The organism is Sphingomonas sp. P2_B6, assembly GCF_056404755.1.
In genome coordinates this window covers 104,960-127,154 of sequence record NZ_JBFUDK010000002.1, presented here as the reverse complement: position 1 = coordinate 127,154, position 22,195 = coordinate 104,960, and the positions used below count along the sequence as shown (strand labels likewise).

Below are 22,195 nucleotides of genomic sequence, written 5' to 3'. Positions count from 1 at the left end.
TCCCGGCCCCGCGTCGATCGATAACGGGTTGACGCGAACGTCATGCATGTCGGCCGCGTCGTCAAGCCGGACACGGCCCGGCAACATGCTTCCCGCTCAGCCGACCAGCGCGAGCCTCGTCTCCGAGGTCTTCAATACGACATTGCTGATGCCGTCCAATGTCTCGATCCGCGCGGCGAGTTCGCCGTCGAGCAGAAAATCCCGGCCGAGCAGCACGCGCGCGGCACCGCCTTCGGGCAGCGCCGCGTTGACCCAGACCTGGCCGCGCGCGCCACGCGCTTCGGCGAGCAGTGCGCCCAGCGTCGCCATCGCCGCCGGCGTGTCGACCGACAGCTCGACCACGAAACGCGCGGTGTTGGCGAGCGACTCGAAGGGCTGAATGCGCTTGATGCTGACGCGGGGGCTGTCCTCGCCCGGCCGGCGATCGAGTTCGACTGTCAACAGCCCGCAGCCGCCATTGCGCGCTGCCTCTTCCAGGTCGGCCGCCACCGCATCGTCGAAACAGGTGGCGACGAACTGGCCCGAGGGATCGGACAGCGTCGCCATCATATAGCGCTTGCCCCGCGCAGAGGTCCGCCAGCGCGCATCCTCTACCAGAGCCGCCATCGTCGCACCGGCGCGCGTGCCGTCGTCGGGGATGGACAGTTCGCCCAACGCGGCGAAGCTGCGCGCGCCGTGCATCTTCGCCAGATGGCCATGCCGGTCGACCGGGTGCGCCGAGAAATAGAAGCCGAACGCTTCCTTTTCCTGATCCATGCGCTGCGCCAGGGTCCAGCGCGCCGACAGCGGCAGCTTGATCGCCGGCTCGACCGCGTCGGCGGTACCGAACAGCCCGCCCTGCCCGCTGGTCTTCATGTCGTGCACGCGCGCCGCCGTGGCCAGGATCGTCTCCGCCGTCGCGAAGATGCCGGCGCGGTTCGGGTCGATCGAATCGAACGCGCCCGCCGCCGCCAGCGTCTCGAGCTGCCGTTTGTTGAGCAGCCGCGGATCAACCCGGCGGGCGAGATCGTCGAGTGTATCGAACGGGCCATTCTCGTCGCGTTCGGCGACCAGTTTCTCCATCGCGCCTTCGCCGACGCTCTTCAGCGCGGCCAGGGCATAGCGCACCGCCAGACCGTCCTCGGTGCTCTCGACCGAGAATTCCGCTTCGCTGCGGTTGATGTCGGGCGGCAGRCAGGCGACGCCCATGCGCCGCATATCATCCGCGAACACGCCGAGCTTGTCGGTCAGGGTCATGTCGAAGCACATCGACGCGGCGTAGAATTCTTCCGCATAATGCGCCTTCAGCCAGGCCGTCTGATAGGCGAGCAGCGCATAGGCGGCGGCGTGAGACTTGTTGAAGCCGTATCCGGCGAACTTGTCGATCAAATCGAACAGCTCGTTCGCCTTGCCTGCCGGGATCTTGTTGACCGCCAGGCAGCCCTCGACGAACCCGGCACGCTGCGCGTCCATCTCCGCCTTGATCTTCTTGCCCATCGCGCGGCGCAGCAGATCGGCCTGGCCCAGGCTGTAGCCCGCCAGGATCTGCGCGGCCTGCATCACCTGTTCCTGATAGACGAAGATCCCATAGGTTTCGGCCAGGATGGTTTCGAGCAGCGGGTGCGGATAGGTGATCTCCTCGCGCCCGTTCTTGCGCGCGCCGAAGCTCGGGATATTGTCCATCGGACCCGGGCGATAGAGCGAGACGAGCGCGATGATATCGCCGAAGTTGGACGGGCGCACCGCCGACAGCGTGCGCCGCATGCCTTCCGATTCCAGCTGGAACACGCCGACCGTGTCGCCCTTCTGGAGCAGCTTGTAGACGCCCTCGTCTTCCCATTCGAGCGCATCCAGATCGATGATGACGTTACGGGCCTCGAGCAGCTGAACTGCCTTTTTGAGCACCGACAGCGTCTTCAGACCGAGAAAGTCGAACTTCACCAGGCCCGCGCCCTCGACATATTTCATGTCGAACTGAGTGACGGGCATGTCCGATCGCGGATCGCGGTAGAGCGGCACCAGCTCGGCCAGCGGCCGGTCGCCGATCACCACGCCGGCGGCGTGAGTCGAGCTGTGGCGCGGCAGGCCCTCCAGCTTCATCGCGAGGTCGAGCAGATGCTTCACCCCGCTGTCGCTCTTATACTCGGCGAGCAGTTCCGAGACGCCGTTCATCGCCCGCTCGAGCGTCCAAGGGTCGGTCGGATGGTTTGGCACCAGCTTCGCCAACCGGTCGACCTGGCCATAGCTCATCTGCAGCACGCGCCCGGTATCCTTGAGCACCGCGCGTGCCTTCAGCTTTCCGAAGGTGATGATCTGCGCGACCTGATCGCGGCCATATTTCTCCTGGACGTAGCGGATCACCTCGCCGCGACGGGTTTCGCAGAAATCGATGTCGAAGTCGGGCATCGACACGCGTTCCGGATTGAGGAAGCGCTCGAACAGCAGGCCCAGCTTGATCGGGTCGAGATCGGTGATGGTCAGCGACCAGGCGACCACCGAGCCAGCGCCCGAACCGCGGCCCGGGCCGACCGGGATGTCATGATCCTTCGCCCATTTGATGAAGTCSGCGACGATCAGGAAATAGCCCGGAAAGCCCATCTGGATGATGACGTCGAGTTCGAACTCCAGGCGATCCCGATAAGCCTGGCGCCAGTCTACCGGGGCGCGCCCCTCTCCGTTCGTTTCGAGCGACGTCGAGAAACCTTGCTCAGCGTCGAGGGCCTGTTTCTCGACTTCGCTCGAAACGAACGGGGGTCGGGCTACCGTCTTTTGAGATGGCGCAGCAACCGGCGACGAATGAAGCGACAGTTCCTCGATCCGCTTGAGCCGTTTCTCCAGCCCGGCCCGCGCATCGACGCGCAGCGCTTCGGCCTCGGCTTCCGGATCGCCGGCAAGGCTGGGCAGGATCGGCTTGCGGTACGGCGCCATGACCGCGCAGCGCTGCGCCACCACCAGCGTGTTGGCGATCGCCTCGGGCAGGTCCTCGAACAGCATGCGCATGTCCTTGGCCGGCTTCATCCAGGCGTCGGGCGAACTGCGCGGGCGGTCCTCGCTCGCGATATAGGTCGAATTGGCGATGCACAGCATCGCGTCGTGCGCGTTGCCGAATTCCTGGTCCGCATAGCAGCACGGGTTGGTCGCGACGATCGGCAGGTCGCGCTCATAGGCCAGATCGAGCAGCCCCGCCTCCGCCCTGCCCTCGGTCTCGTCGAGCCGACGCACCAGCTCGATATAGAGCCGGTCGTAGAACAGCGACTGGAGCCGGTCGGCATAGGCCATGGCCCGCTCGGTCTGGCCCTCGGCGATCAGCCGGGTGAGCCCGCCCTCGCCGCCAGCAGTGAGGGCGATCAGTCCGTCGGTCCTGCCCTCGAGCGCGGCGAAGTCGACATGCGGCGACAATTCCAGCGGCCGGTCGAGGTGTGCCCGCGAGACCAGCGCACAGAGATTCTCGTAGCCGCGCTCGTCCTGCGCGTAGAGCGCGATCCAGTCGATCGGGGCGTCGACGCCCTCGGGCATGTCGGGGCGGGCGATGCCCAGCATCGCGCCGATGATCGGCTGCACCCCGGAAGACTTGCACGCATCGGAATAGGCCATTGCCGCATACAGGCCGTTGCGATCGGTCAGCGCGGCGGCGGGAAAGCCCAGTTCCTGCGCGCGCTTGGCGATCGCCTTGGGCTCGATCGCGCCGTCGAGCATCGTGTAGGACGAAAAGATACGCAGGGGCACGAAGGCGGAATGCGGCATCGTGTCACTATGGGTCCCCGGTCCGATTCTGGGAAGTGTCACAGGTGAAATAGCTGTGGATTGCATTCGATGTCGTGACAACGTAAATGGTTGTCATGACATTAACTATCCACAAACATACGGATCGGGTGCTCCATTGGCACGATCGGGTATCGCAGGTCGTGCAGGGCGACCTCGAACGCCGCTTCGCGGCTTTCGGCGTGACTCCAGCGCAATTCCGCCTGCTCGCGGTACTGGCACGGCGCGATGTCGACACGGTTCGCGGCATCGCCGCGGCGCTGCTGCTCGACGGCGCGGCGGTCACCCGCCTGGCCGACCGGCTCGAGGCCAAGGGTCTGGTGGCGCGGCAGCCCGATCTTACCGATGGCCGCTCCGTGCGGCTGTCGCTTACCGAGACGGGCGTGGATCTAGTGCCCAAACTCGATGCCGAGGCGACCGCGCACGAACGCGCCTGGTTCGGATCGCTCAGCTTTGCCGAGCTGCGCCAGTACAAGCTCGTTCTCGCCAAGCTGCTCAAGCATGCTGATGACGGCCCGGATGAGGTCTGGCTCCGGCGCGCGCTATACTGAAGCGTCAGTCCCGATAGCGCAGCGCCTCGACCAGCAGGCTGAACGCGGCCGAAGGCTGCCGCCGGCTCGGATAATAGAGATGATAGCCCGCAAAAGCCGGGCACCAATCCTCCAGTACGCGGACCAGACGCCCGTCGGCCAGGTGCGCGGCGACGTGATTCTCCATGACGAAGCCGAGGCCGAAGCCCGCCTCGGCGGCCCGGACGATCATCGTCGTGCTGTTGAAGGCGAGCTGCCCCTCGACCCGGACCCGCACTTCCCGGCCGTCCTTCTCCAGCTCCCAGGCATAAAGGCCGCCCGAGCTCATCATGCGCAGGTTGATGCACATGTGATCGGCCAGATCCTGTGGCGTGCGCGGCACGGCACGGTCAGCGAAATAGGCCGGTGCCCCGACCACCGCCATGCGGAGATCGGGCCCGATCTTCACGGCGATCATGTCCTTGGCCAGCGCCTCGCCCAGCCGCACGCCGGCATCGAACCGCCCCGCGACGATGTCGGTGAAGCCGGAGTCGACATCGATCTCGACATGCACGTCCGGATAGCGCCGCAGCAACGCCTCCAGCCGGGGCCAGAGCACCGTGTCCACCGCATGCTGCGCGGCGGTGATGCGGATCGTTCCCGCCGGCTTGTCGCGCAGGTCGCCCAGCGAGGCGAGTTCGGCACCGATATTGTCCAGCGCAGGCCTGAGCGTGGCGAGCAGGCGCTCGCCTGCCTCGGTCGGCGCGACGCTACGGGTCGTCCGGGTCAACAGGCGCACCCCCAGCCGCGTCTCGAGCCGCCGGATGGTATGACTCAGCGCCGATTGCGACGTGCCCAGCCGGGCCGCGGCACGCGTGAAGCTGTGCTCCTCGGCCACGGTCATGAAGGCATTGAGATCGACCAGCTCCTCGCGGCGCATTCATGAACTCCGGATATGACTATATGCGCTTTGTAGCGCCTAATCGCCCGGCCCTGTCGTCCTTATTTTACCAGACACCGGGCGCCCGCGCGTTTCCGGTCGGCAACCACAGGGAGCAAGGCAATGGATATCAAACGCAGCGGCGCCCAACCCTCGGCAAAGGGATCTGCCGATTATTTCACCGGGACGGTGCGCATCGATGCGCCCTTCAAGGGCAGCGGCTCGCTGAGCGGCGCCACCGTCACCTTCGAGCCCGGCGCGCGTACCGCCTGGCATACCCACCCGCTGGGCCAGACCCTGCTGGTCACCGCCGGGCTGGGGCGGGTGCAGCGCGATGGCGGCCCGGTCGAGGAAATCCGCCCAGGCGACATCGTCTGGTTCGAACCCGAAGAGAAGCACTGGCACGGTGCCGCGCCGGACTGCGCAATGACTCATATCGCGATCGCCGAGATGAAGGACGGCAAGGCGGTCGACTGGCTCGAGAAGGTCAGTGACGCCGATTATGGGGTCGCCGAACCCCATTCATGATTACTGCGCATAATAGCATGCCGATCTGATGATCTAATCGTCGCAGTGACGGCCGCCTATTTTCCGGCGCACCAATCGTCGAACGCCTGCGGGCGGAAGGAAGAATGACATGGAAAAGCGAATTCTCGGCAGGAACGGTCTCGAGGTCTCCGCCATCGGCTTCGGCTGCATGGGGCTGAACTTCGGTTACGGCACCTCGGTGAGCAAGGAGGAAGGCATCAGCCTGATCCGCGCCGCGGTCGAGCGCGGCGTCACCTTCTTCGACACCGCCGAGGTCTATGGCCCCTTCACCAACGAGGAAATGGTCGGCGCGGCGCTCGCGCCGGTGCGCGACCAGGTGGTGATCGCGAGCAAGTTCGGCTTCAAATTCGAGGACGGCAAGCAGGCCGGGCTCGATAGCCGGCCCGAGAATATCCGCAAGGTCGCCGACGCGTCGCTGAAGCGCCTCGGCGTCGACTCGCTCGACCTGTTCTACCAGCACCGCGTCGACCCCGCCGTGCCGATCGAGGATGTCGCCGGCGCGGTCAAGGAGCTGATCGCGGAAGGCAAGGTCAGGCATTTCGGCATGTCCGAACCGAGCGCCGAGACCTTGCGCCGGGCCCATGCCGTCCAGCCGGTCGCCGCGCTGCAGAATGAATATTCGCTCTGGACGCGCGGGCCGGAGACCAATGGGACGCTCGCTGCCTGCGAGGAACTCGGCATCGGCTTCGTGCCCTACAGCCCGCTCGGCAAGGGGTTCCTCACCGGCGCGATGAGCAAGGATACGAAACTGGGCGAAAAGGATTTCCGCGCGATCCTGCCGCGCTTCACGCCCGAAGCGATGGCGGCGAAACAGGCGCTTGTCGGCTTGCTCAAGCGGATCGCGGAAGAAAAGGACGCGACCCCCGCACAGATCGCCATCGCCTGGCTGCTCGCGCAGAAGCCCTGGATCGTACCGATCCCCGGCACCACCAAGCTGCACCGGCTCGAGGAGAATCTGGGCGCAGCGGATGTGGTGCTCACAGCGGAAGACCTTGCCGAGATCGAACGCTCCGCGGCGCAGATTGACGTTGAAGGCGAACGCTACCCCGCCCATCTGATGGCGACCGTGGGCCGCTGACGCACCGCCAGACCTTTTCAATGGAGCGAGACATGACTCAGAACATCACCAACAAGGTCGTCGTCATCACCGGCGCAAGCAGCGGTCTCGGCGAAGCGACCGCCCGGCACCTTGCGGCCAAGGGCGCCAGGCTCATACTTGGCGCGCGCCGGCTCGACCGGCTTCGCGCGATCGCCGCCGATATCGGCCTGCCGCCCGAAGCGGTGATCGAAACCGACGTCAGCGACGCGGCCCAGGTCAAGCGTCTGGTTGATTCAGCCGTCGCCGCGCATGGCCGCATCGACGTCCTCCTGAACAATGCCGGCCTGATGCCGCAATCCCCTATCGAACGCGGCAAGATCGACGAATGGGACCGGATGATCGACGTCAACATCAAGGGCGTGCTCTACGGGATCGCCGCCGCCCTGCCCCATATGACCGCGCAGAAGAGCGGACACATCATCAATGTGTCGTCGGTCGCCGGCCACAAGGTCCGTCCGGGCAGTTCGGTCTATGCCGCGACCAAGGCCGCGGTGCTCATGCTGTCGGAAGGCCTGCGGCAGGAAGTGAAGCCCTATAATATCCGTACCACGGTCATCTCGCCCGGCGCGGTCCAGTCCGAGCTGCCGAACACCATCACTGATCCCGACGTCGCCCAGCGCATCAACGACTTCTACGAAGCCTATGCCATCCCGGCCGACAGCTTCGCGCGCATGGTCGCCTTCGCGATCAGCCAGCCGGACGATGTCGACATCAACGAGATCCTGTTCCGCCCGACCGCGCAGGATCTTTGAGCTTGGGTGCCGCTACCGGTTGGGTGCGTCGAACCTCGTCCCTATAGCAGCTTCTCGATATCGCTCTCGATATCTTCGGGCTTGGTTGTCGGGGCGTAGCGCGCGACCGTCTTGCCGGTGCGGTCGACCAGGAACTTGGTGAAGTTCCACTTGATCGAGGTCGAGCCCATCAGGCCCGGCGCTTCCTTGCGCAGCTTCTCGAACAGCGGATCGGCGTTGGACCCATTGACGTCGATCTTGGCGAAGACGGGGAAGGTCACATCATAGGTCAGCGTGCAGAAATTGGCGATCTCGGCCGCATCGCCGGGCTCCTGCGCGCCGAACTGGTTGCACGGGAACCCCAGCACCTCGAACCCGCGATCCCTGTATTTGCGGTGCAGCGCCTCCAGCCCCTCATATTGCGGGGTGAAGCCGCATTTCGATGCGGTGTTGACGATCAGCAGCACCTGCCCCGCATAGGCCGACAGATCGGCGGGTGTGCCGTCGGCTGCCGTCACGCTCATCTCGGTAATCGCGCTCATCGCTGCCTCTCCTTGTGACGCGCCATCAGATAGGGCGGGTTGGCGCCCTATGCGAGCCTGCCCTCGTGCAGCCTCACCACCCGGTCCATCTTCAGCGCCATGCGTTCGTTATGGGTGGCGACCAGCGCCGCCGAGCCTTCGCCGCGCACGAGGCGCAGGAACTCAGCCAGCACGATGTCGGCGGTCGCTTCGTCGAGGTTGCCGGTCGGCTCGTCCGCCAGCACCAGAGCCGGCTTGTTGGCGAGCGCCCGGGCAACTGCCACGCGCTGCTGCTCGCCGCCGGAAAGCTGGCTTGGCCGGTGCGTGAGCCGGTGGCCGAGGCCGAGCGAGGTCAGCAGCGATATGGCCCGCTCGTCCGCCTCGGCGCGAGTCCGGTCGCGGATCAACTGGGGCAGCACGACATTCTCGGTCGCGTTGAAATCCGGCAACAGGTGATGGAACTGGTAGACGAAGCCCAGATAGTCGCGGCGCACCATGGTGCGGCCATGCGCGTCCAGCTTTGCCGCTTCCTCCCCGGCGATGCGGATCGATCCGCTGAACCCGCCTTCGAGCAGCCCAACTGCCTGGAGCAGGGTAGACTTGCCCGAACCCGACGGGCCGAGCAGCGCGACGATCTCGCCCTCTCCCACCGTCAGATCGACGCCGCGGAGCACCTCGATCGTGGCGTCGCCCTGGGTGAAGCTGCGGGTCAGGCCGGTGACGGCCAGCACGGGATTACTCATAACGCAACACCTGCACTGGGTCGGTGCTCGCCGCCTTGAAGGCGGGGTAGAGCGTGGCGAGGAACGTCAGCAGGAACGCGATCAGCACGATCGCGATCATCTCGAACGGGTCGGTCTTGGACGGCAGGATCGTGAGGTATCGGATCGTCGGATCCCACAGATTCTGCCCACTGATCCACTGGACGAAATCGACCACGTCCTGCCGGAAGATCAGGAAGGTGAAGCCGAGCACCAGCCCCGCGATGATGCCGAGCGTCCCGATCGTGGTGCCCACCGTCATGAAGATCTTGATCATGCCCTTCCGGGTCGCGCCCATGGTGCGCAGGATCGCGATGTCGCGGGTCTTGGCGCGCACCAGCATGATCAGCGACGAGGCGATGTTGAAGGCAGCGACGAGGATGATGATGCACAGCACGCAGAACATCACGACCCGCTCGATCGCCAGCGCCTCGAACAATTGYGCGTTCATCTGCCGCCAGTCCGCGATCACTCCCCTGCCCGCGACCTTGTCCGCCAGCGGCGCCAGGATCGTGCCGACCTGGTCGGCATTGACCGTCTGCAATTCGATCATGCCGACCGAATCGCCCATCATCAGCAAGGTCTGGGCATCCTGCATCGGCATGACGACATAGGCCTTGTCGTAATCATAGACGCCGATCTCGAAGATCACGCCGACCGTGTAGGAAACGATGCGCGGCACTGTGCCGAATGGGGTGGTTTGCCCCTGTGGGCTGATCAGCGAGATCTCGCTGCCGACCTGCGCGCCAAGCACCTCCGCCAGCCGCGATCCGATCGCGATCCTGTTGCTGCCGTCGGTCAGGCTCGCGAGCGAGCCGACCACGACCTTGGAGCTGATGATCGGGTTGCGCCGGATATCCTCCACTCGCATGCCGCGGACCAGCACGGCCTCGACCCGGCCATTATAGCTGGTCATCAGCGGCTGCTCGATCAGCGGCGTCGCGCTGGTCACGCCCGGCGTGGCCTTTGCGAGCTGAACGATGTTGCGCCAGTCGGGCATCTGTCCGCCAATGCCCTGTACCACCGCATGGCCGTTCAGCCCGACGATCTTGTCGAACAGCTCGGCGCGAAAGCCGTTCATCACGCTCATCACGATGACGAGCGCGGCAACGCCGAGCATCACGGCGCCGAGGCTGAAGCCGGCGACAAGCAGGATGAACGCCTCGCCCTTGCCCGGCAGCAGATAGCGGCGGGCAATCATGCGTTCGTAGCGCGACAGGATCATGATGTTGGGAACAACCCGCCCGATGGTGATGGTCCGACCGCTCTAAGGCCGGTGTGCATTGCTGGCAACTGAACGCGCGTGTTGCGCAATCGCCACAGGGTCGCCGCAATCCGTTCGGCGCCGCCACATTCCCGGTGACAATCGCCGGGTCCGCTCCTAGCACTCACCTCACTGAGACACAGGCAACGGCCGTGGTTCGGGGAATGCTTTCAGCGCCGCCTTCAGGGGCCGGGTTGCGGAAGCGGGACAAGGGGGCTGACGAGCAGTCGTCACGCAGGCGCCCGGGCTGGAAACAGCCCGGGCGTTTCGCGTTCCGGGTCCCCTCGCCCGTCATCCGACGGGCGAGGGAAGTCGATCAGAACGACTTGCTGATGGTGCCGCCAAAGGTCCGCGGATCGCCCGGCTGACCGACGATCAGGCCGGTGCTGCCGGACTGAGTCGAGAGCAGCTCGAAATAGTCGCGGTCGAACGCGTTGCGGACCCAGGCAAAGACATTGAAGCCGTCCTTGCGGTAACCGGCACGGAAGTTCGACAACGACCCGCCTTCGATCCAGGTATAGGCGGATGGCGACGGGTTGGACGAGAAACGCGAGCGATAGCTGCCGTCGTAACCGACATAGACCTCACCGCCCGATCCGCCCACCGGCACATTATATTCACCGCCGAAGGACAGGGACCATTTGGAGATGCCCGGCAAGCGCTGGCCGGAGATGTCGCAATAAGCCGGGCTGCGGCCACCCGCCGTTCCCGCAGGGTCGGTTACGCCGCCTGGCGCGGTCGCCGTGCCGCCGGACAGTTCGGGCGGGCATGGCGCGTTGGTGAACTTGACATATTTGGCGTCCGTGAACGCCCCGTTGAAGTACAGGTTGACCCGCTGGCTTGGCCGGAAGCTCGAGTCGAATTCGAACCCGCGCGAGCGCACCTTGCCCGCATTGGCGAGGTAACCGCGGATCACGTTGATCGCGTTGTTGTTCACCGTCGCCTGGTAATCGGTGATGTCAGTCCAGAACCCGGCCAGGTTCAATGTCAGGCGGCGGTCGAGGAACTGAGTTTTCAAGCCCAACTCGAACGCATTGACCTTTTCCGGCTTTACCGTCTGCGTGGTGAGGTCAACGCCGGTGCTGGTCGAGTTGAGCGGCAGACCTGAAAGGTTGATGCCCCCGGACTTGAACGAGCGTGAGTAGGTCGCATAGCCGTGGACGTCGCGCGCGAAGTCATAGGATGCGGTGATGTCGCCCGAAACGTTCCAGGCACTGAATTCCGGACTGTACCGCTGTGGGGCAAGCGTATTGATCTGATTCTGGAATGTCGTGCGGGCAGCGCTCGGATTGGGTTTTGCAGCCAGCAGCGCCGCGACGTTGTCCGCCGTGGCGACAAAATCATACTGGTTGTTGTGGATGCTGACGATCGCTTCGTAGAAGCCGGACTTCTTGTCATAATTGACGCGCAAGCCGGGCTGAAGGTGGAGGCCGTCAAACGCCTCCCAGTTGAGCTTGCCGAACACGGCGAAGCTGGTGTTGTCGAAATTGATCGTGTTGGTCGACGTCAGGCCGTTGAGCACATTGGGGTTCGACGCGTCAGCGCCCGACAACAGCCATCGGCTCGCGGCTGCCCCTTGAACCTGGGAGCCCTGGGTGTTGATCGTCTGATGGAAGAAGAAAGCGCCGAGCGTGTAGTCCAGCTTGTTCGAACCGTTCGAGGCGAGGCGGAGTTCCTGCGAAACCTGCTTTTGCTGTGACGGGTTCTGTGACACGGTCGTGATGGGCAAACCGATAAAGTCGCGGTCGTTCTGCGGTTGCCAATCCCAATAGCGCCATGCGCTGACTGAGGTCAGGGTGGCGAAACCGACATCCCAATTGGCCACCAGGGAGACACCGCCGATTTCCTGCCGTGAATTGATGCTGGCATCGAGATCGGTCACCCGATCGAACGGGTTCTTGCTCGGTGGCGTGTAACCCAAAGCAGCGGCGAGTGCGTCATATTGGCGGGCGGTCGGCCGCTGGGTGGCACCTACCCGCGCATAATATTGTACGCAGCAATCGGGGCTCTGCACGTTGAAATCGCCCGAAAGGGTCAGGTCGATGGTGTCGGTCGGCTTCCACAGCAGCGCGCCGCGCAGGCCCAGGTTGCGCTGACGGTGCAGATATTCGTCCGACTTCACATTGTAGATCGTGCCCTTGCGCGTCGTCCCCGAGGCCGAGAGTCGCACCGCGAGATTGTCGGACAGCGGACCCGATGCCGAGACCTTGGCCTGAACGAACTCGTAATTGCCGCCGCTGATCTCGACTTTCGCCTCGGGCGAGAAACTCGGCGCGCGTGTGGTGATGTTCAGCGCACCCGAGGTGGTGTTCTTGCCGTAGAGCGTCCCCTGCGGGCCGCGCAGAACCTCGACCTGCGCGACATCGACGAAATCGAAGGTCGAGGCGCCGATCCGGCCGATATAGACGCCGTCGACATAGAAGCCGACGCCCTGCTCGATGCCGTCGTTGGTCAGGCCGAACGGCGCGCCAAGACCGCGGATGTTGATCGCGGAGTTGCGCGGGTTGCTCGAATAGAATTGCAGCGAAGGCTGTTGCTGCTGGAGCCGGTTGACGTTGAACGCCCCGGTCTTTTCGAGCTCGGAACCGCCGATCACCGACATGGCGATCGGCACTTCCTGTGCGCGCTCCTCGCGCCGGCGCGCGGTGACGACGACATCGCCTGACGCGGCCGGCGTCTCGCCAGCCTGGTCCTGCGCCGGGTCATCGGCCACTGGCGCGGCAGCGGCAGGCGCGGCGGCCGTTGACACCGCGCCTGCTTCCGTAATCGCCACCGTCTGGGAGGCGAGCGCTGTTTGGGCAAGCAGCAGCATAGGCAAGGTAGCGAGCATTGGTGTCCCCTTTAGAGCTCGTAGTTCGAGTCGCGACTATAATTCCCATCTAATCGCTATGGTTTCACCATCGTAAGAACTTGCCGAACGCAAAGCTGAGCTTTCACCCACGCAAATCGGCCATTTCAGCTCTTGAACCGGCGCCAGGACGCCCCAGATCTGCGGTGTGCGGTGCCGATTGGGCCGCGCGAAAAGCGGGTGTCGCGCCGTTGCGGGCACCCATGACGTCCAACTCGCTTTGAATGAGGAGACCAACATGCGTCAGTTCGATTTGACCCCCTATCGCCGTTCGACGATCGGCTTCGACCGCCTGTTCGACATGCTCGAAACCAGCGCGCGTCAGTCGGCGGCGGACAATTATCCGCCCTTCAACCTCGAAAAGGTCTCCGACGACCGCTACCGTATCACGCTCGCCATCGCCGGCTTCGGGCGTGACGAGATCGAGATCGTCGCGCAGCAGAATCTGCTCCAGGTGAAGGGCAACAAGGCCGAAAAGGAAGGTGCCAGCGGCTCTTTCCTGCATCTCGGTATCGCCAACCGCAGCTTCGAGCGCCGCTTCGAGCTGGCCGATTTCGTTCGCGTGGACGACGCGCGGCTCAATGACGGCCTGCTGACGATCGACCTCGTCCGCGAAGTACCCGAGGCGATGAAGCCGAAGACGATCGCGATCAAGACGGGCGCGCCGCTCGCAGCGATCGATGGCGGCAAGGATAGCGAGGCGGCGTAATCCCCCAACGCCGCTCGCGCGGAAGAGGCGCCCGGGCCAAGTGCCTCGGGCGCCTCTTTTTTCATCCGAATCGGAACCGTTGATTCAGAACGACGTTCTTGCCGGATAGAAGGTCTGTTCGATCCGGGGGAATCCGATGAGAGCGCGTACCGACTCCGTAACTTCGCCGGCCGATCCGGCTCTGCTGGTGGCCACTGGACCCGACACGATGCTTGCCGAAAATCCCGAAATCGAGACGCTGCACCGAAAGGCCGACCGGTGTCGCCGGCTCGCCCTGACGGTTGGCGACCGGCATACCGTCGAGACGCTCATCGCCATGGCGCGGGAATATGAGGCCCAGGCCGATCAGGTGGCCCAGACCGCCCACTGAAAGCATGCCGCGCGTAGGTAGCGCCGCGCACGACCGTTCGCGACGATTGCCTCAGACGAGCCGCGACTGCCGCACCGCCGCTTCGATGAAGCTCGCGAACAGCGGGTGGGGATCGAACGGTTTGGACTTCAGCTCCGGGTGAAACTGCACGCCCACGAACCAGGGATGGTCCGGCCGCTCCACGATCTCCGGCAACATGCCGTCCGGCGACATGCCCGAAAAGACCAGGCCGCCCTTTTCGAGCGCGTCGCGATAGCCCGTATTCACCTCGTAGCGATGCCGATGCCGCTCCGAGATGTCGGTGCCGCCATAGATGGAGGCGACCACGCTGTTGCCGTCGAGCTTCGCGTCATAGGCGCCGAGCCGCATCGTGCCGCCCAGGTCGCCGCCCTCTTCGCGCTTCTCGATGCCGGCTTCGGTCATCCACTCAGTGATCATGCCGACCACCGGCTCGTCGGTAGGGCCGAATTCGGTCGAGCTGGCATTCGTGATGCCCGCGAGGTCCCGGGCGCCCTCGATGCATGCCATCTGCATGCCGAAACAGATGCCGAAATAGGGGATTTCCCGTTCGCGCGCGAAGCGCACGCTGGCGATCTTGCCCTCGGCACCGCGCTCGCCGAACGCGCCGGGCACCAGGATCGCGTGCAGCGGCTCGAGCTTCGCCGCGACATCGCTGTCCTTGGCCTCGAACAACTCGGCATCGATCCACTCGATATTGACCTTCACGCGATTGGCGATGCCGCCATGCACCAGCGCTTCGTTGAGTGATTTGTAGGCATCCTGCAGGCCGACATATTTGCCGACCACGCCGACGGTGACCTCGCCTTCCGGGTTGGTCAGCCGATCGACGATGTCGGACCAGCGCGACAGGTCGGGCGCTTCGCCGGGCTCGATGCCGAAAGCACGCAACACTTCGGCGTCCAGGCCTTCAGCATGATACTGCATCGGCACGGCGTAGATGCTCTTGGCGTCCAGCGCCGGTATGACCGCTTCCTTGGGCACGTTGCAGAACAGCGCGATCTTGGCGCGGTCGCTTGCCGGCAGCGGCTGTTCGCAGCGGCAGACCAGCACATCGGGCTGGACCCCGAGCGCGGCGAGCTCGCGCACCGAATGCTGGGTCGGCTTGGTCTTCAGCTCGCCCGCGGCCGCGATGTACGGCACCAGCGTCACATGGATGCTGACCGACTGGCCCCGGCCCAGATCGTTCCGCAGCTGGCGGATCGCTTCGATGAAGGGCAGCGATTCGATATCGCCGACCGTGCCACCGATCTCGCACAGCACGAAATCGAGATCCTCGGTCTCGGCCTGCGCGAATTCCTTGATCGCGTCGGTGACGTGCGGAATCACCTGGACGGTCGCGCCCAGATAGTCGCCGCGACGCTCGCGCGTGATGATCTGCTGATAGATGCGGCCGGAGGTGACATTGTCCGACTGGCGCGACGCCACGCCGGTGAAGCGCTCATAATGGCCGAGATCGAGATCGGTCTCCGCCCCGTCGTCGGTCACATAGACTTCGCCATGCTGGTACGGCGACATCGTGCCGGGATCGACGTTGAGATAGGGATCGAACTTGCGGATGCGCACGCGATAGCCGCGCGCTTGAAGGAGAGCCGCGAGGCTCGCCGCCATCAAACCCTTGCCGAGCGAGGAGACCACGCCGCCGGTGATAAAGATAAACCGCGCCATGGGAGAAAAGGCCTAGCGTCATCATGGGTCGCGCGACAAGCGCGCGACTCCAATATCGTTACAAAAAAGTGGCGAAGGGGCCCGCGCTTACTGCGCGAGCGGGACCGCGCTGTTCCCGGCCGGTGCGCCGGGTGCGGGTGCCGTCGTCGGCTGGGGCGCCGGCGGGGCGAGCTGACCGGCTGCCGGGGGCGTCCGGGCCAGGCTGGGATCGATCTTGGCCGTGCTGTGGCCCATCGAGGCAATCACCGCGAGCAGGATCGCCAGGCCGACGAACAAGGTCGCGAGGACCGAGGTGGCGCGCGTCAGGAAATCCGCCGCGCCCCGTGCCGACATCAGTCCGGAGGGGCTGCCGCCCATGCCAAGCCCGCCGCCTTCCGAGCGCTGCATCAGGATCACGGTCACCAGGCTGGCGGCGATGATCGCGTGGACGACGAGGAGGAACTTGAACATGAAAAGGCGCAACCTGTGGCTTGGGAAGGCGGGCACATAGGCGAGCCGGCGCTTCCGATCAACCGCCAGAGGGAACGCCGTGCCGGACATTTCGCTTCCGCACTGAAACCAGCCGCGATTATGAACGTTATGTGTCCAGGTGCCCCAACGTGCGGGGCCTGGGCAAATCGTGGAATTTTTCGTGGCCACACTACCTGATCGATCGCTGGGCGGCTGGATGCGGACGCTGGTGGATTATGTGCGATCGGGCGAGCCCGATCTGACCAATCGGCAGATGGCGCTGTTGCTGGTGGTATATCTCAATCCGGGGCCGCATACGGTGCGCGGGCTCGCTCGTGTGCTGAACGTTTCCAAGCCGGTTGTGACGCGCGCCTTGAACAGGCTCGGTTCGCTCGGCTATCTGCGCCGACAGCGCGACGAAACCGACAAGCGCAACATATTCGTCGCGCGCACGTCTGAAGGGGCAGAATTTCTTGAAGAGTTTGGCCAGTTTATCGGCGACGCCGAGCAGCCAGTCGCCAGGCGGGCCTCCGCGTAGGAGCTTCGCGCTTCTCGGCCCGTCCGCCGTCCTGGATCCGCGGCATGACGCCGTAAGGCGCGACGTGGCGGACATCCGCCTCGCCGACCGCGTTTTCGCGCCTCATTATGCTGCGCCCATGCCGCGCCGAATCGCGAGCCAGGCGTTGCTGCTCGCCACCGATGCGGACGATGCGCCGATCCTTGCCGAACTTCGCTCAGGCGAGGTTTTCGAGGTCCTGGATCTCGCCGGCGGCAAGGCCTGGGGGATCGCGGTCGGTCACAATCTGGTTGGTTATATCGACGCAGCGGCGCTAGAGCCGATCAAATGACGGCAAAGGTCTTTATCGATGGTGCTGCTGGCACCACCGGCCTCGAGATTCGGGAGCGGCTGACCGGTCGTGACGATATCGAGCTGCTGAGCCTGAGCGAGTCGCGCCGCAAGGACGCGAAGGCGCGGGCCAAATTGCTCAACGACGCGGATTTCGTGATTCTGTGCCTGCCCGACGACGCGGCGCGCGAAGCGGTCGCGCTGATCGAGAATGACCATACGCGCGTCATCGACGCCTCGACCGCCCACCGCACCGGTGACGGCTGGATCTATGGTTTTCCGGAGCTGGAACCAGGTCAGATGGCCGCGATCGCGGAGGCGAAGCGTGTCTCCAACCCGGGCTGCTACCCCACCGGTTTTCTCGCGCTCGTCCGCCCGCTGGTGCGCGCGGGGCTGATTCCGGTCGACTGGCCGATCACCGTCAATGCCGTTTCCGGCTATTCGGGCGGTGGCAAGTCGATGATTGCGGAGTTCGAGGGCTCCAATCCGCCACCCGCCGCGCGGCCCTATGCGCTCGGCCTCGCCCACAAGCATGTGCCGGAGATGCAGAAGCATGCGCGCATGGAGCACCCGCCGATCTTCATGCCCTCAGTGGCCAACACCTATCGTGGCATGATCGTCGAGGTGCCCCTGCCCCTCCACATGTTCGTAAGGCGCCCCACGCTCGTCGCCCTCGAGACGACCTTGCGCGAGGCCTATAAGGATTCGCCGATCGTGCGGGTCGTCGATGCTGACGTGGATACCGTCGCGATCGAGGACGATGCCGGTACCGACCGGCTGACCCTGCGCGTCTGCGGCAATGCCGAGACCGGTCAGACCCGCCTGATCGCGACACTCGACAATCTCGGCAAGGGCGCCGCCGGCGCGGCGGTCCAGAACCTCAATATCATGGCGGGATTCGATCCCGTGGCCGGATTGACGCTTTAATCGTCAAGGGCGACTGCGTATTGGCCTTGGCCCGGCGCACCCACGTCTGTTAGTCGCACGGGCGACATCGCCATCCAGGAGACATTATGCGCGATCCGGTAGGCAAGCTGCTGCTGTTCGGCGCGACGGGAGACCTCGCGCAACGCATGTTGCTGCCGTCGCTGTACGGGCTGCATGCCGACGGGCTGCTGCCCGAAGGCCTGACGATCACCGGCACGGCCCGGTCGGAGCATGACGATGCGAGCTATCGCAAATTCGCCAAGCACGCGCTCGACGAATTCCTGCCCGAGGACCGCAAGGACGAGAAGGCCATCAAGACCTTCCTCGAACGCCTCGGCTATCAGGCACTCGATGCGACCGACCTCGCGCATTATAATCTGCTGGCGAAGAAGGTCGGCGATGTCGCGGGCGGCCTCGCCATCTTCCTGTCGACGGCGCCTTCGCTGTTCGAACCGGTGATCCGCGGGCTCGAAGCGGCCGGACTCGCCGGCGACACCGTCCGCATCGGCCTGGAAAAGCCGCTGGGGTATGATCTGGCGTCGAGCCGAGAGATCAACGACACGGTCGCGAGCGCCTTTCCGGAGAACCGCACCTTCCGTATCGACCATTATCTCGGCAAGGAGACGGTCCAGAACATCCTGGCGCTGCGTTTCGGCAACAGCTTCTTCGAGCCGGTATGGAATGCCCAGGGCATCGACAACGTCCAGATCACGATCTCGGAAACGGTCGGGCTGGAAGATCGCGCCGGCTATTACGACACCGCGGGCGCGCTGCGCGACATGGTCGCCAACCATATGCTTCAGCTGCTCGCGCTGATCGCGATGGAGCCCCCTGCCCGCTTCGACGGCACCGCGATCCGCGACGAGAAGGCGAAGGTGTTCCGGTCGCTCCGCAAGATGAAGCCCGAGGATGTGCCCCATGTCACCGTCACCGGCCAGTACACCAAGGGCGCGGTCAACGGCGAGATCGTGAAGGGCTATATCGAGGAACTGGGCAAGCCCTCGACCACCGAGACCTTCGTCGCGATCAAGGCGCATGTCGACAATTGGCGTTGGCAGGGCGTGCCCTTCTATCTCCGCACCGGCAAGCGCATGCCGAACCGCCATTCGGAGATCGCGATCCAGTTCAAGGCGGTACCGCATTCGATGTTCGCCAGCCGCGGCGGCCTGCTCCAGCCCAACATGCTGATCATCCGGCTTCAGCCCGAGGAATATGTCCAGCTGCTGGTGATGGCGAAGGAGCCGGGCCTCGACCGCGAGGGCATCCGCCTGCGCGAGGTGCCGCTGAACCTCAGCCTCGACGCCGAATTCGCCGGCACCCGCCGCCGCATCGCCTATGAAAGGCTGCTGCTCGACCTGATCGAGGGCGATCCGACCCTGTTCGTCCGCCGCGACGAGGTGGAAGCGCAATGGGAGTGGATCGACGCGATCCGCGCCGGCTGGGTAGCGAACGACGTGAAGCCGAAAGGCTATGGCGCCGGCACCTGGGGCCCTTCGGCCGCAATCGCGCTGACCGAACGCGACGGGGTGACCTGGCAGGACGATTGAGCGACCGGATATGGACCGAATAAACACCTGTCCGTTCGTGCTGAGTAGGGGCTGAGCTTGTCGAAGACCCGTATCGAAGCATAAGCGCTTGGGGCGCTGTCCTTCGATACGCCATTTCGACAAGCTCAATGGCTACTCAGGACGAACGGCATATCGAATCAAGGACGAGACATGAGCGAAGAAATCGAATGGTGGGATTATGACGACGCGGCCGAAATGGCCGCTGCCGTCGCGGGCGATATCGGCTTCGTGATCGAAAGCGCGATCGACGCGCGCGGCGGATGCGTCATCGCGCTCGCCGGCGGCAAGACCCCGCTGCCGATCTACGAGAAGCTCGCCGCGACCAAGCTCGACTGGAAGCGCGTGACGATCATCCCGACCGACGAGCGTATCGTGCCGCTGGGCGATCCGCTGTCCAACATCACCGCGATCGGCAAGACCTTCCTGCCCAAGGGTGCCCGGGTCATCCCGATCGTCAGCGAAGCCGCGAAGGATTATCGCGCCGCCGGCAAGGCGGCCGATGCCAGGCTCGCCGACCATCACTGGCCGCTCGATCTCTGCCTGCTCGGCGTCGGCGAGGACGGCCATACCGCTTCGATCTTCCCCGGCCCCGATTTCGAGGAAGCCATCAACGGCCCGCGCGAGCGCCGCGCGCTCGGCGTGATGCCCGATCCGATGCCCGCCGACGCCCCCGTCGCGCGTATCACCCTCAGCCGCGCCGCGATCGTCTCGGCCAAGGCGCTGATGATCGCCGTCACCGGCGACAAGAAGCGCAAGGTGATCGAGCAGGCGATCAAGCAGGGCCCTTCGTCCAGCTACCCGATCGGCCGCGTGCTCGCTGACGCCGAGCTGCCGGTCGACATCCATTGGAGCCCTGCATGACCCTTCATGCCGATGTGAGCGCGGTTACCGACCGGATCATCGCCCGGTCGAAGCCGACCCGCGACGCCTATCTGGCGCTGATCCGGCGCGAACGCGACAACCATATCCACCGCCCCGCKCTCGGCTGCGCCAACCTCGCGCACGGCTATGCCGGCACCGAGGAGGACCGCGACACGATGAAGGCCGGCGGCGGCATGAACATCGGCATCGTCACCGCTTACAATGACATGCTCTCGGCGCACGCGACCTATTATCGCTATCCGGAGCAGATGAAGGTCTGGGCACGCGAGGCCGGCGCCACGGCGCAGGTCGCAGGCGGCGTGCCCGCGATGTGCGACGGCGTGACCCAGGGCTATCCGGGCATGGAGCTGTCGCTGTTCAGCCGCGACACCATCGCATTGTCGACCGCGGTGGCGCTCAGCCACGGCATGTTCGAGGGCGCGGCGCTGCTCGGCATCTGCGACAAGATCGTGCCCGGCCTGTTGATGGGCGCGCTGCGCTTCGGGCATCTGCCGATGATCCTGATCCCCGGCGGCCCGATGCGCTCCGGCCTCGCCAACAAGGCGAAGGCCGCGGTGCGCGAGCAGTTCGCCGAGGGCAAGGCGACGCGCGAGGATCTGCTCGAGGCGGAGATCTCCGCCTATCACTCGAAGGGCACCTGCACCTTCTACGGCACGGCCAATTCGAACCAGATGATGATGGAGGTAATGGGCCTCCACATGCCCGGCGCCGCCTTCGCCAACCCGGGCACCAAGCTGCGCCAGGAACTGACCCGCGCCGCCGTCCATCGGCTCGCCGGGATCGGCTGGGACGGTGCCGATTATCGCCCGCTCGGCGAATGCGTCGATGAAAAGGCCATCGTCAATGCAGCCGTCGGGCTGCTCGCGACCGGCGGATCGACCAATCACCTGATCCACCTCCCCGCCATCGCGGCGGCGGCGGGCATCGTGATCGACTGGGAGGATTTCGACCGCCTCTCCCGCGCGGTGCCGCTGATCGCCCGCGTCTATCCCAATGGCTCGGCCGATGTGAACGGCTTCGAGGATGCGGGCGGCATGCCCTATGTCATCCGCGAGCTGCTTGACGGGGGAATGCTTCACCGGGACTTGATGACCGTCGCCGGGGATGACATGACAACGTACGCCAAACGCCCGGCCATCGAGGATGAGGCGCTGGTTTGGGGGGACGCCGGTGCCAGTGGTGACGAAACGATTCTCCGCCCGGTCACTGCGCCGTTCGCGCCCGAGGGCGGCTTTCGTATCCTCACCGGCAATCTCGGCCGGGCCTGTATCAAGGTGAGCGCCGTCGACCGCGATCGCTGGACGATAGAGGCGCCGTGCCGCGTCTTTGCCGACCAGTCCGAGGTCCAGACTGCGTTCAAGGCGGGCGAGCTCGACCGCGATGTCGTCGTGGTGGTACGCTTCCAGGGCCCGCGCGCGAACGGCATGCCCGAGCTGCACAAGCTTACCCCGCCGCTCGGCGTGCTTCAGAATCGCGGCTTCCGCGTCGCGCTCGTTACCGACGGGCGCATGTCCGGGGCGAGCGGCAAGGTGCCATGCGCGATCCATTGCTCGCCCGAGGCGCTCGGCCAGGGCCCGCTCGCGAAGCTGCGCGACGGCGACGTCATCCGCATGTCGGCCGATACCGGCGAACTCGCCGCGCTGGTCGATCCGGCGGAATGGGCCGCACGGTCCTTTGTCGAGGCGCCACCGGCGGCCGAGGGCATGGGCCGCGAATTGTTCGGCCTGTTCCGCGGCCGGGCGAACGAAGCCGAAAAGGGCGCATCGGCCATATTGGCCGCAATGGGGTGGTAA

At 65.0% G+C, this 22,195-nt stretch carries 20 protein-coding genes; 12 read left to right on the top strand and 8 right to left on the bottom strand.

Annotated elements, in window-relative coordinates:
* Positions 1 to 96 precede the first annotated feature (96 nt).
* The gene (dnaE, locus tag AC1DX5_RS03155; protein ID WP_478014137.1) at positions 97 to 3,723 is read right to left on the bottom strand and encodes a DNA polymerase III subunit alpha; all 3,627 of its coding nucleotides are present in this window, start codon (positions 3,721 to 3,723) and stop codon (positions 97 to 99) included.
* Positions 3,724 to 3,818: 95 nt separating this feature from the next.
* Here dnaE and AC1DX5_RS03150 point away from each other — a divergent pair, with 95 nt between their 5' ends.
* Positions 3,819 to 4,292, top strand: coding sequence for a MarR family winged helix-turn-helix transcriptional regulator (locus AC1DX5_RS03150; protein WP_478014136.1), 474 nt, complete (start codon positions 3,819 to 3,821; stop codon positions 4,290 to 4,292).
* Between the two features lie 4 nt (positions 4,293 to 4,296).
* On the opposite strand, the gene AC1DX5_RS03145 is transcribed toward AC1DX5_RS03150, so the two are convergent.
* Positions 4,297 to 5,190: a LysR family transcriptional regulator gene (locus AC1DX5_RS03145; RefSeq protein WP_465176643.1), complete on the bottom strand. Its 894-nt coding sequence runs from the start codon at positions 5,188 to 5,190 to the stop codon at positions 4,297 to 4,299.
* Between the two features lie 123 nt (positions 5,191 to 5,313).
* On the opposite strand from AC1DX5_RS03145, the gene AC1DX5_RS03140 reads away from it, so the two are divergent.
* The 3 genes from AC1DX5_RS03140 to AC1DX5_RS03130 all read left to right on the top strand — a co-directional run bounded on the left by AC1DX5_RS03140 (position 5,314) and on the right by AC1DX5_RS03130 (position 7,590).
* Positions 5,314 to 5,718, top strand: a complete 405-nt coding sequence (locus AC1DX5_RS03140) for a (R)-mandelonitrile lyase (protein WP_478014134.1) — start codon at positions 5,314 to 5,316, stop codon at positions 5,716 to 5,718.
* Positions 5,719 to 5,827: 109 nt separating this feature from the next.
* Entirely contained in the window at positions 5,828 to 6,817 is a 990-nt protein-coding gene (locus tag AC1DX5_RS03135) for an aldo/keto reductase (protein WP_478014132.1), read from the top strand.
* Between the two features lie 32 nt (positions 6,818 to 6,849).
* Complete coding sequence (locus AC1DX5_RS03130) at positions 6,850 to 7,590, top strand: SDR family oxidoreductase (RefSeq protein WP_478014130.1); 741 nt, start codon at positions 6,850 to 6,852, stop codon at positions 7,588 to 7,590.
* 41 nt (positions 7,591 to 7,631) lie between these two features.
* Here AC1DX5_RS03130 and AC1DX5_RS03125 read toward each other — a convergent pair whose 3' ends face one another.
* The 4 genes from AC1DX5_RS03125 to AC1DX5_RS03110 form a co-directional block, all read right to left on the bottom strand.
* Complete coding sequence (locus AC1DX5_RS03125) at positions 7,632 to 8,111, bottom strand: glutathione peroxidase (RefSeq protein ID WP_478014128.1); 480 nt, start codon at positions 8,109 to 8,111, stop codon at positions 7,632 to 7,634.
* Between the two features lie 47 nt (positions 8,112 to 8,158).
* Complete coding sequence (locus AC1DX5_RS03120) at positions 8,159 to 8,833, bottom strand: ABC transporter ATP-binding protein (RefSeq protein WP_478014126.1); 675 nt, start codon at positions 8,831 to 8,833, stop codon at positions 8,159 to 8,161.
* On the bottom strand, positions 8,826 to 10,076 hold the full coding sequence (locus AC1DX5_RS03115; protein ID WP_478014124.1) for a lipoprotein-releasing ABC transporter permease subunit: 1,251 nt from the start codon (positions 10,074 to 10,076) through the stop codon (positions 8,826 to 8,828). Before AC1DX5_RS03115 ends, AC1DX5_RS03120 begins: the two co-directional genes overlap by 8 nt.
* Before the next feature lie 355 nt (positions 10,077 to 10,431).
* A complete protein-coding gene (locus AC1DX5_RS03110; protein WP_478014122.1) occupies positions 10,432 to 12,945 on the bottom strand; it encodes a TonB-dependent receptor in 2,514 nt (837 codons plus the stop codon).
* 256 nt (positions 12,946 to 13,201) lie between these two features.
* Here AC1DX5_RS03110 and AC1DX5_RS03105 point away from each other — a divergent pair, with 256 nt between their 5' ends.
* On the top strand, positions 13,202 to 13,672 hold the full coding sequence (locus AC1DX5_RS03105) for an Hsp20 family protein (protein WP_465173233.1): 471 nt from the start codon (positions 13,202 to 13,204) through the stop codon (positions 13,670 to 13,672).
* Positions 13,673 to 13,859: 187 nt separating this feature from the next.
* The gene (locus AC1DX5_RS03100) at positions 13,860 to 14,042 is read left to right on the top strand and encodes a hypothetical protein (RefSeq protein WP_478014120.1); all 183 of its coding nucleotides are present in this window, start codon (positions 13,860 to 13,862) and stop codon (positions 14,040 to 14,042) included.
* 51 nt (positions 14,043 to 14,093) lie between these two features.
* On the opposite strand, the gene AC1DX5_RS03095 is transcribed toward AC1DX5_RS03100, so the two are convergent.
* The gene (locus AC1DX5_RS03095) at positions 14,094 to 15,728 is read right to left on the bottom strand and encodes a CTP synthase (protein ID WP_465173231.1); all 1,635 of its coding nucleotides are present in this window, start codon (positions 15,726 to 15,728) and stop codon (positions 14,094 to 14,096) included.
* Between the two features lie 87 nt (positions 15,729 to 15,815).
* A complete protein-coding gene (secG, locus tag AC1DX5_RS03090; protein ID WP_465173230.1) occupies positions 15,816 to 16,178 on the bottom strand; it encodes a preprotein translocase subunit SecG in 363 nt (120 codons plus the stop codon).
* A gap of 217 nt (positions 16,179 to 16,395) precedes the next feature.
* On the opposite strand from secG, the gene AC1DX5_RS03085 reads away from it, so the two are divergent.
* The 6 genes from AC1DX5_RS03085 (at position 16,396) to edd (ending at position 22,195) form a co-directional block, all read left to right on the top strand.
* Complete coding sequence (locus AC1DX5_RS03085; RefSeq protein ID WP_465173229.1) at positions 16,396 to 16,716, top strand: MarR family transcriptional regulator; 321 nt, start codon at positions 16,396 to 16,398, stop codon at positions 16,714 to 16,716.
* Between the two features lie 64 nt (positions 16,717 to 16,780).
* The gene (locus tag AC1DX5_RS03080) at positions 16,781 to 17,026 is read left to right on the top strand and encodes an SH3 domain-containing protein (protein ID WP_478014119.1); all 246 of its coding nucleotides are present in this window, start codon (positions 16,781 to 16,783) and stop codon (positions 17,024 to 17,026) included.
* Complete coding sequence (argC, locus tag AC1DX5_RS03075; RefSeq protein ID WP_478014118.1) at positions 17,023 to 17,952, top strand: N-acetyl-gamma-glutamyl-phosphate reductase; 930 nt, start codon at positions 17,023 to 17,025, stop codon at positions 17,950 to 17,952. Before AC1DX5_RS03080 ends, argC begins: the two co-directional genes overlap by 4 nt.
* 86 nt (positions 17,953 to 18,038) lie before the next feature.
* Positions 18,039 to 19,499, top strand: a complete 1,461-nt coding sequence (zwf, locus tag AC1DX5_RS03070) for a glucose-6-phosphate dehydrogenase (protein ID WP_465173226.1) — start codon at positions 18,039 to 18,041, stop codon at positions 19,497 to 19,499.
* A 171-nt stretch (positions 19,500 to 19,670) separates the two neighbouring features.
* Positions 19,671 to 20,381 carry a 6-phosphogluconolactonase gene (gene pgl, locus AC1DX5_RS03065; protein ID WP_465173225.1) on the top strand — a complete coding sequence of 237 codons (711 nt, stop codon included), beginning with the start codon at positions 19,671 to 19,673 and terminating at the stop codon, positions 20,379 to 20,381.
* The gene (gene edd / locus AC1DX5_RS03060) at positions 20,378 to 22,195 is read left to right on the top strand and encodes a phosphogluconate dehydratase (protein WP_478014117.1); all 1,818 of its coding nucleotides are present in this window, start codon (positions 20,378 to 20,380) and stop codon (positions 22,193 to 22,195) included. The genes pgl and edd overlap by 4 nt, the downstream gene beginning before the upstream one ends.

What these genes read in the sequence shown, in the direction of transcription:
- AC1DX5_RS03150 (WP_478014136.1), top strand. Translation starts at nt 3,819, where the DNA reads ATGACATTAACTATCCACAAACATACGGATCGGGTGCTCCATTGGCAC.
- AC1DX5_RS03145 (WP_465176643.1), bottom strand. Translation starts at nt 5,190, where the DNA reads ATGCGCCGCGAGGAGCTGGTCGATCTCAATGCCTTCATGACCGTGGCC.
- AC1DX5_RS03140 (WP_478014134.1), top strand. Translation starts at nt 5,314, where the DNA reads ATGGATATCAAACGCAGCGGCGCCCAACCCTCGGCAAAGGGATCTGCC.
- AC1DX5_RS03135 (WP_478014132.1), top strand. Translation starts at nt 5,828, where the DNA reads ATGGAAAAGCGAATTCTCGGCAGGAACGGTCTCGAGGTCTCCGCCATC.
- AC1DX5_RS03130 (WP_478014130.1), top strand. Translation starts at nt 6,850, where the DNA reads ATGACTCAGAACATCACCAACAAGGTCGTCGTCATCACCGGCGCAAGC.
- AC1DX5_RS03125 (WP_478014128.1), bottom strand. Translation starts at nt 8,111, where the DNA reads ATGAGCGCGATTACCGAGATGAGCGTGACGGCAGCCGACGGCACACCC.
- AC1DX5_RS03120 (WP_478014126.1), bottom strand. Translation starts at nt 8,833, where the DNA reads ATGAGTAATCCCGTGCTGGCCGTCACCGGCCTGACCCGCAGCTTCACC.
- AC1DX5_RS03110 (WP_478014122.1), bottom strand. Translation starts at nt 12,945, where the DNA reads ATGCTCGCTACCTTGCCTATGCTGCTGCTTGCCCAAACAGCGCTCGCC.
- AC1DX5_RS03105 (WP_465173233.1), top strand. Translation starts at nt 13,202, where the DNA reads ATGCGTCAGTTCGATTTGACCCCCTATCGCCGTTCGACGATCGGCTTC.
- AC1DX5_RS03095 (WP_465173231.1), bottom strand. Translation starts at nt 15,728, where the DNA reads ATGGCGCGGTTTATCTTTATCACCGGCGGCGTGGTCTCCTCGCTCGGC.
- secG (WP_465173230.1), bottom strand. Translation starts at nt 16,178, where the DNA reads ATGTTCAAGTTCCTCCTCGTCGTCCACGCGATCATCGCCGCCAGCCTG.
- AC1DX5_RS03085 (WP_465173229.1), top strand. Translation starts at nt 16,396, where the DNA reads ATGCGGACGCTGGTGGATTATGTGCGATCGGGCGAGCCCGATCTGACC.
- argC (WP_478014118.1), top strand. Translation starts at nt 17,023, where the DNA reads ATGACGGCAAAGGTCTTTATCGATGGTGCTGCTGGCACCACCGGCCTC.
- zwf (WP_465173226.1), top strand. Translation starts at nt 18,039, where the DNA reads ATGCGCGATCCGGTAGGCAAGCTGCTGCTGTTCGGCGCGACGGGAGAC.
- pgl (WP_465173225.1), top strand. Translation starts at nt 19,671, where the DNA reads ATGAGCGAAGAAATCGAATGGTGGGATTATGACGACGCGGCCGAAATG.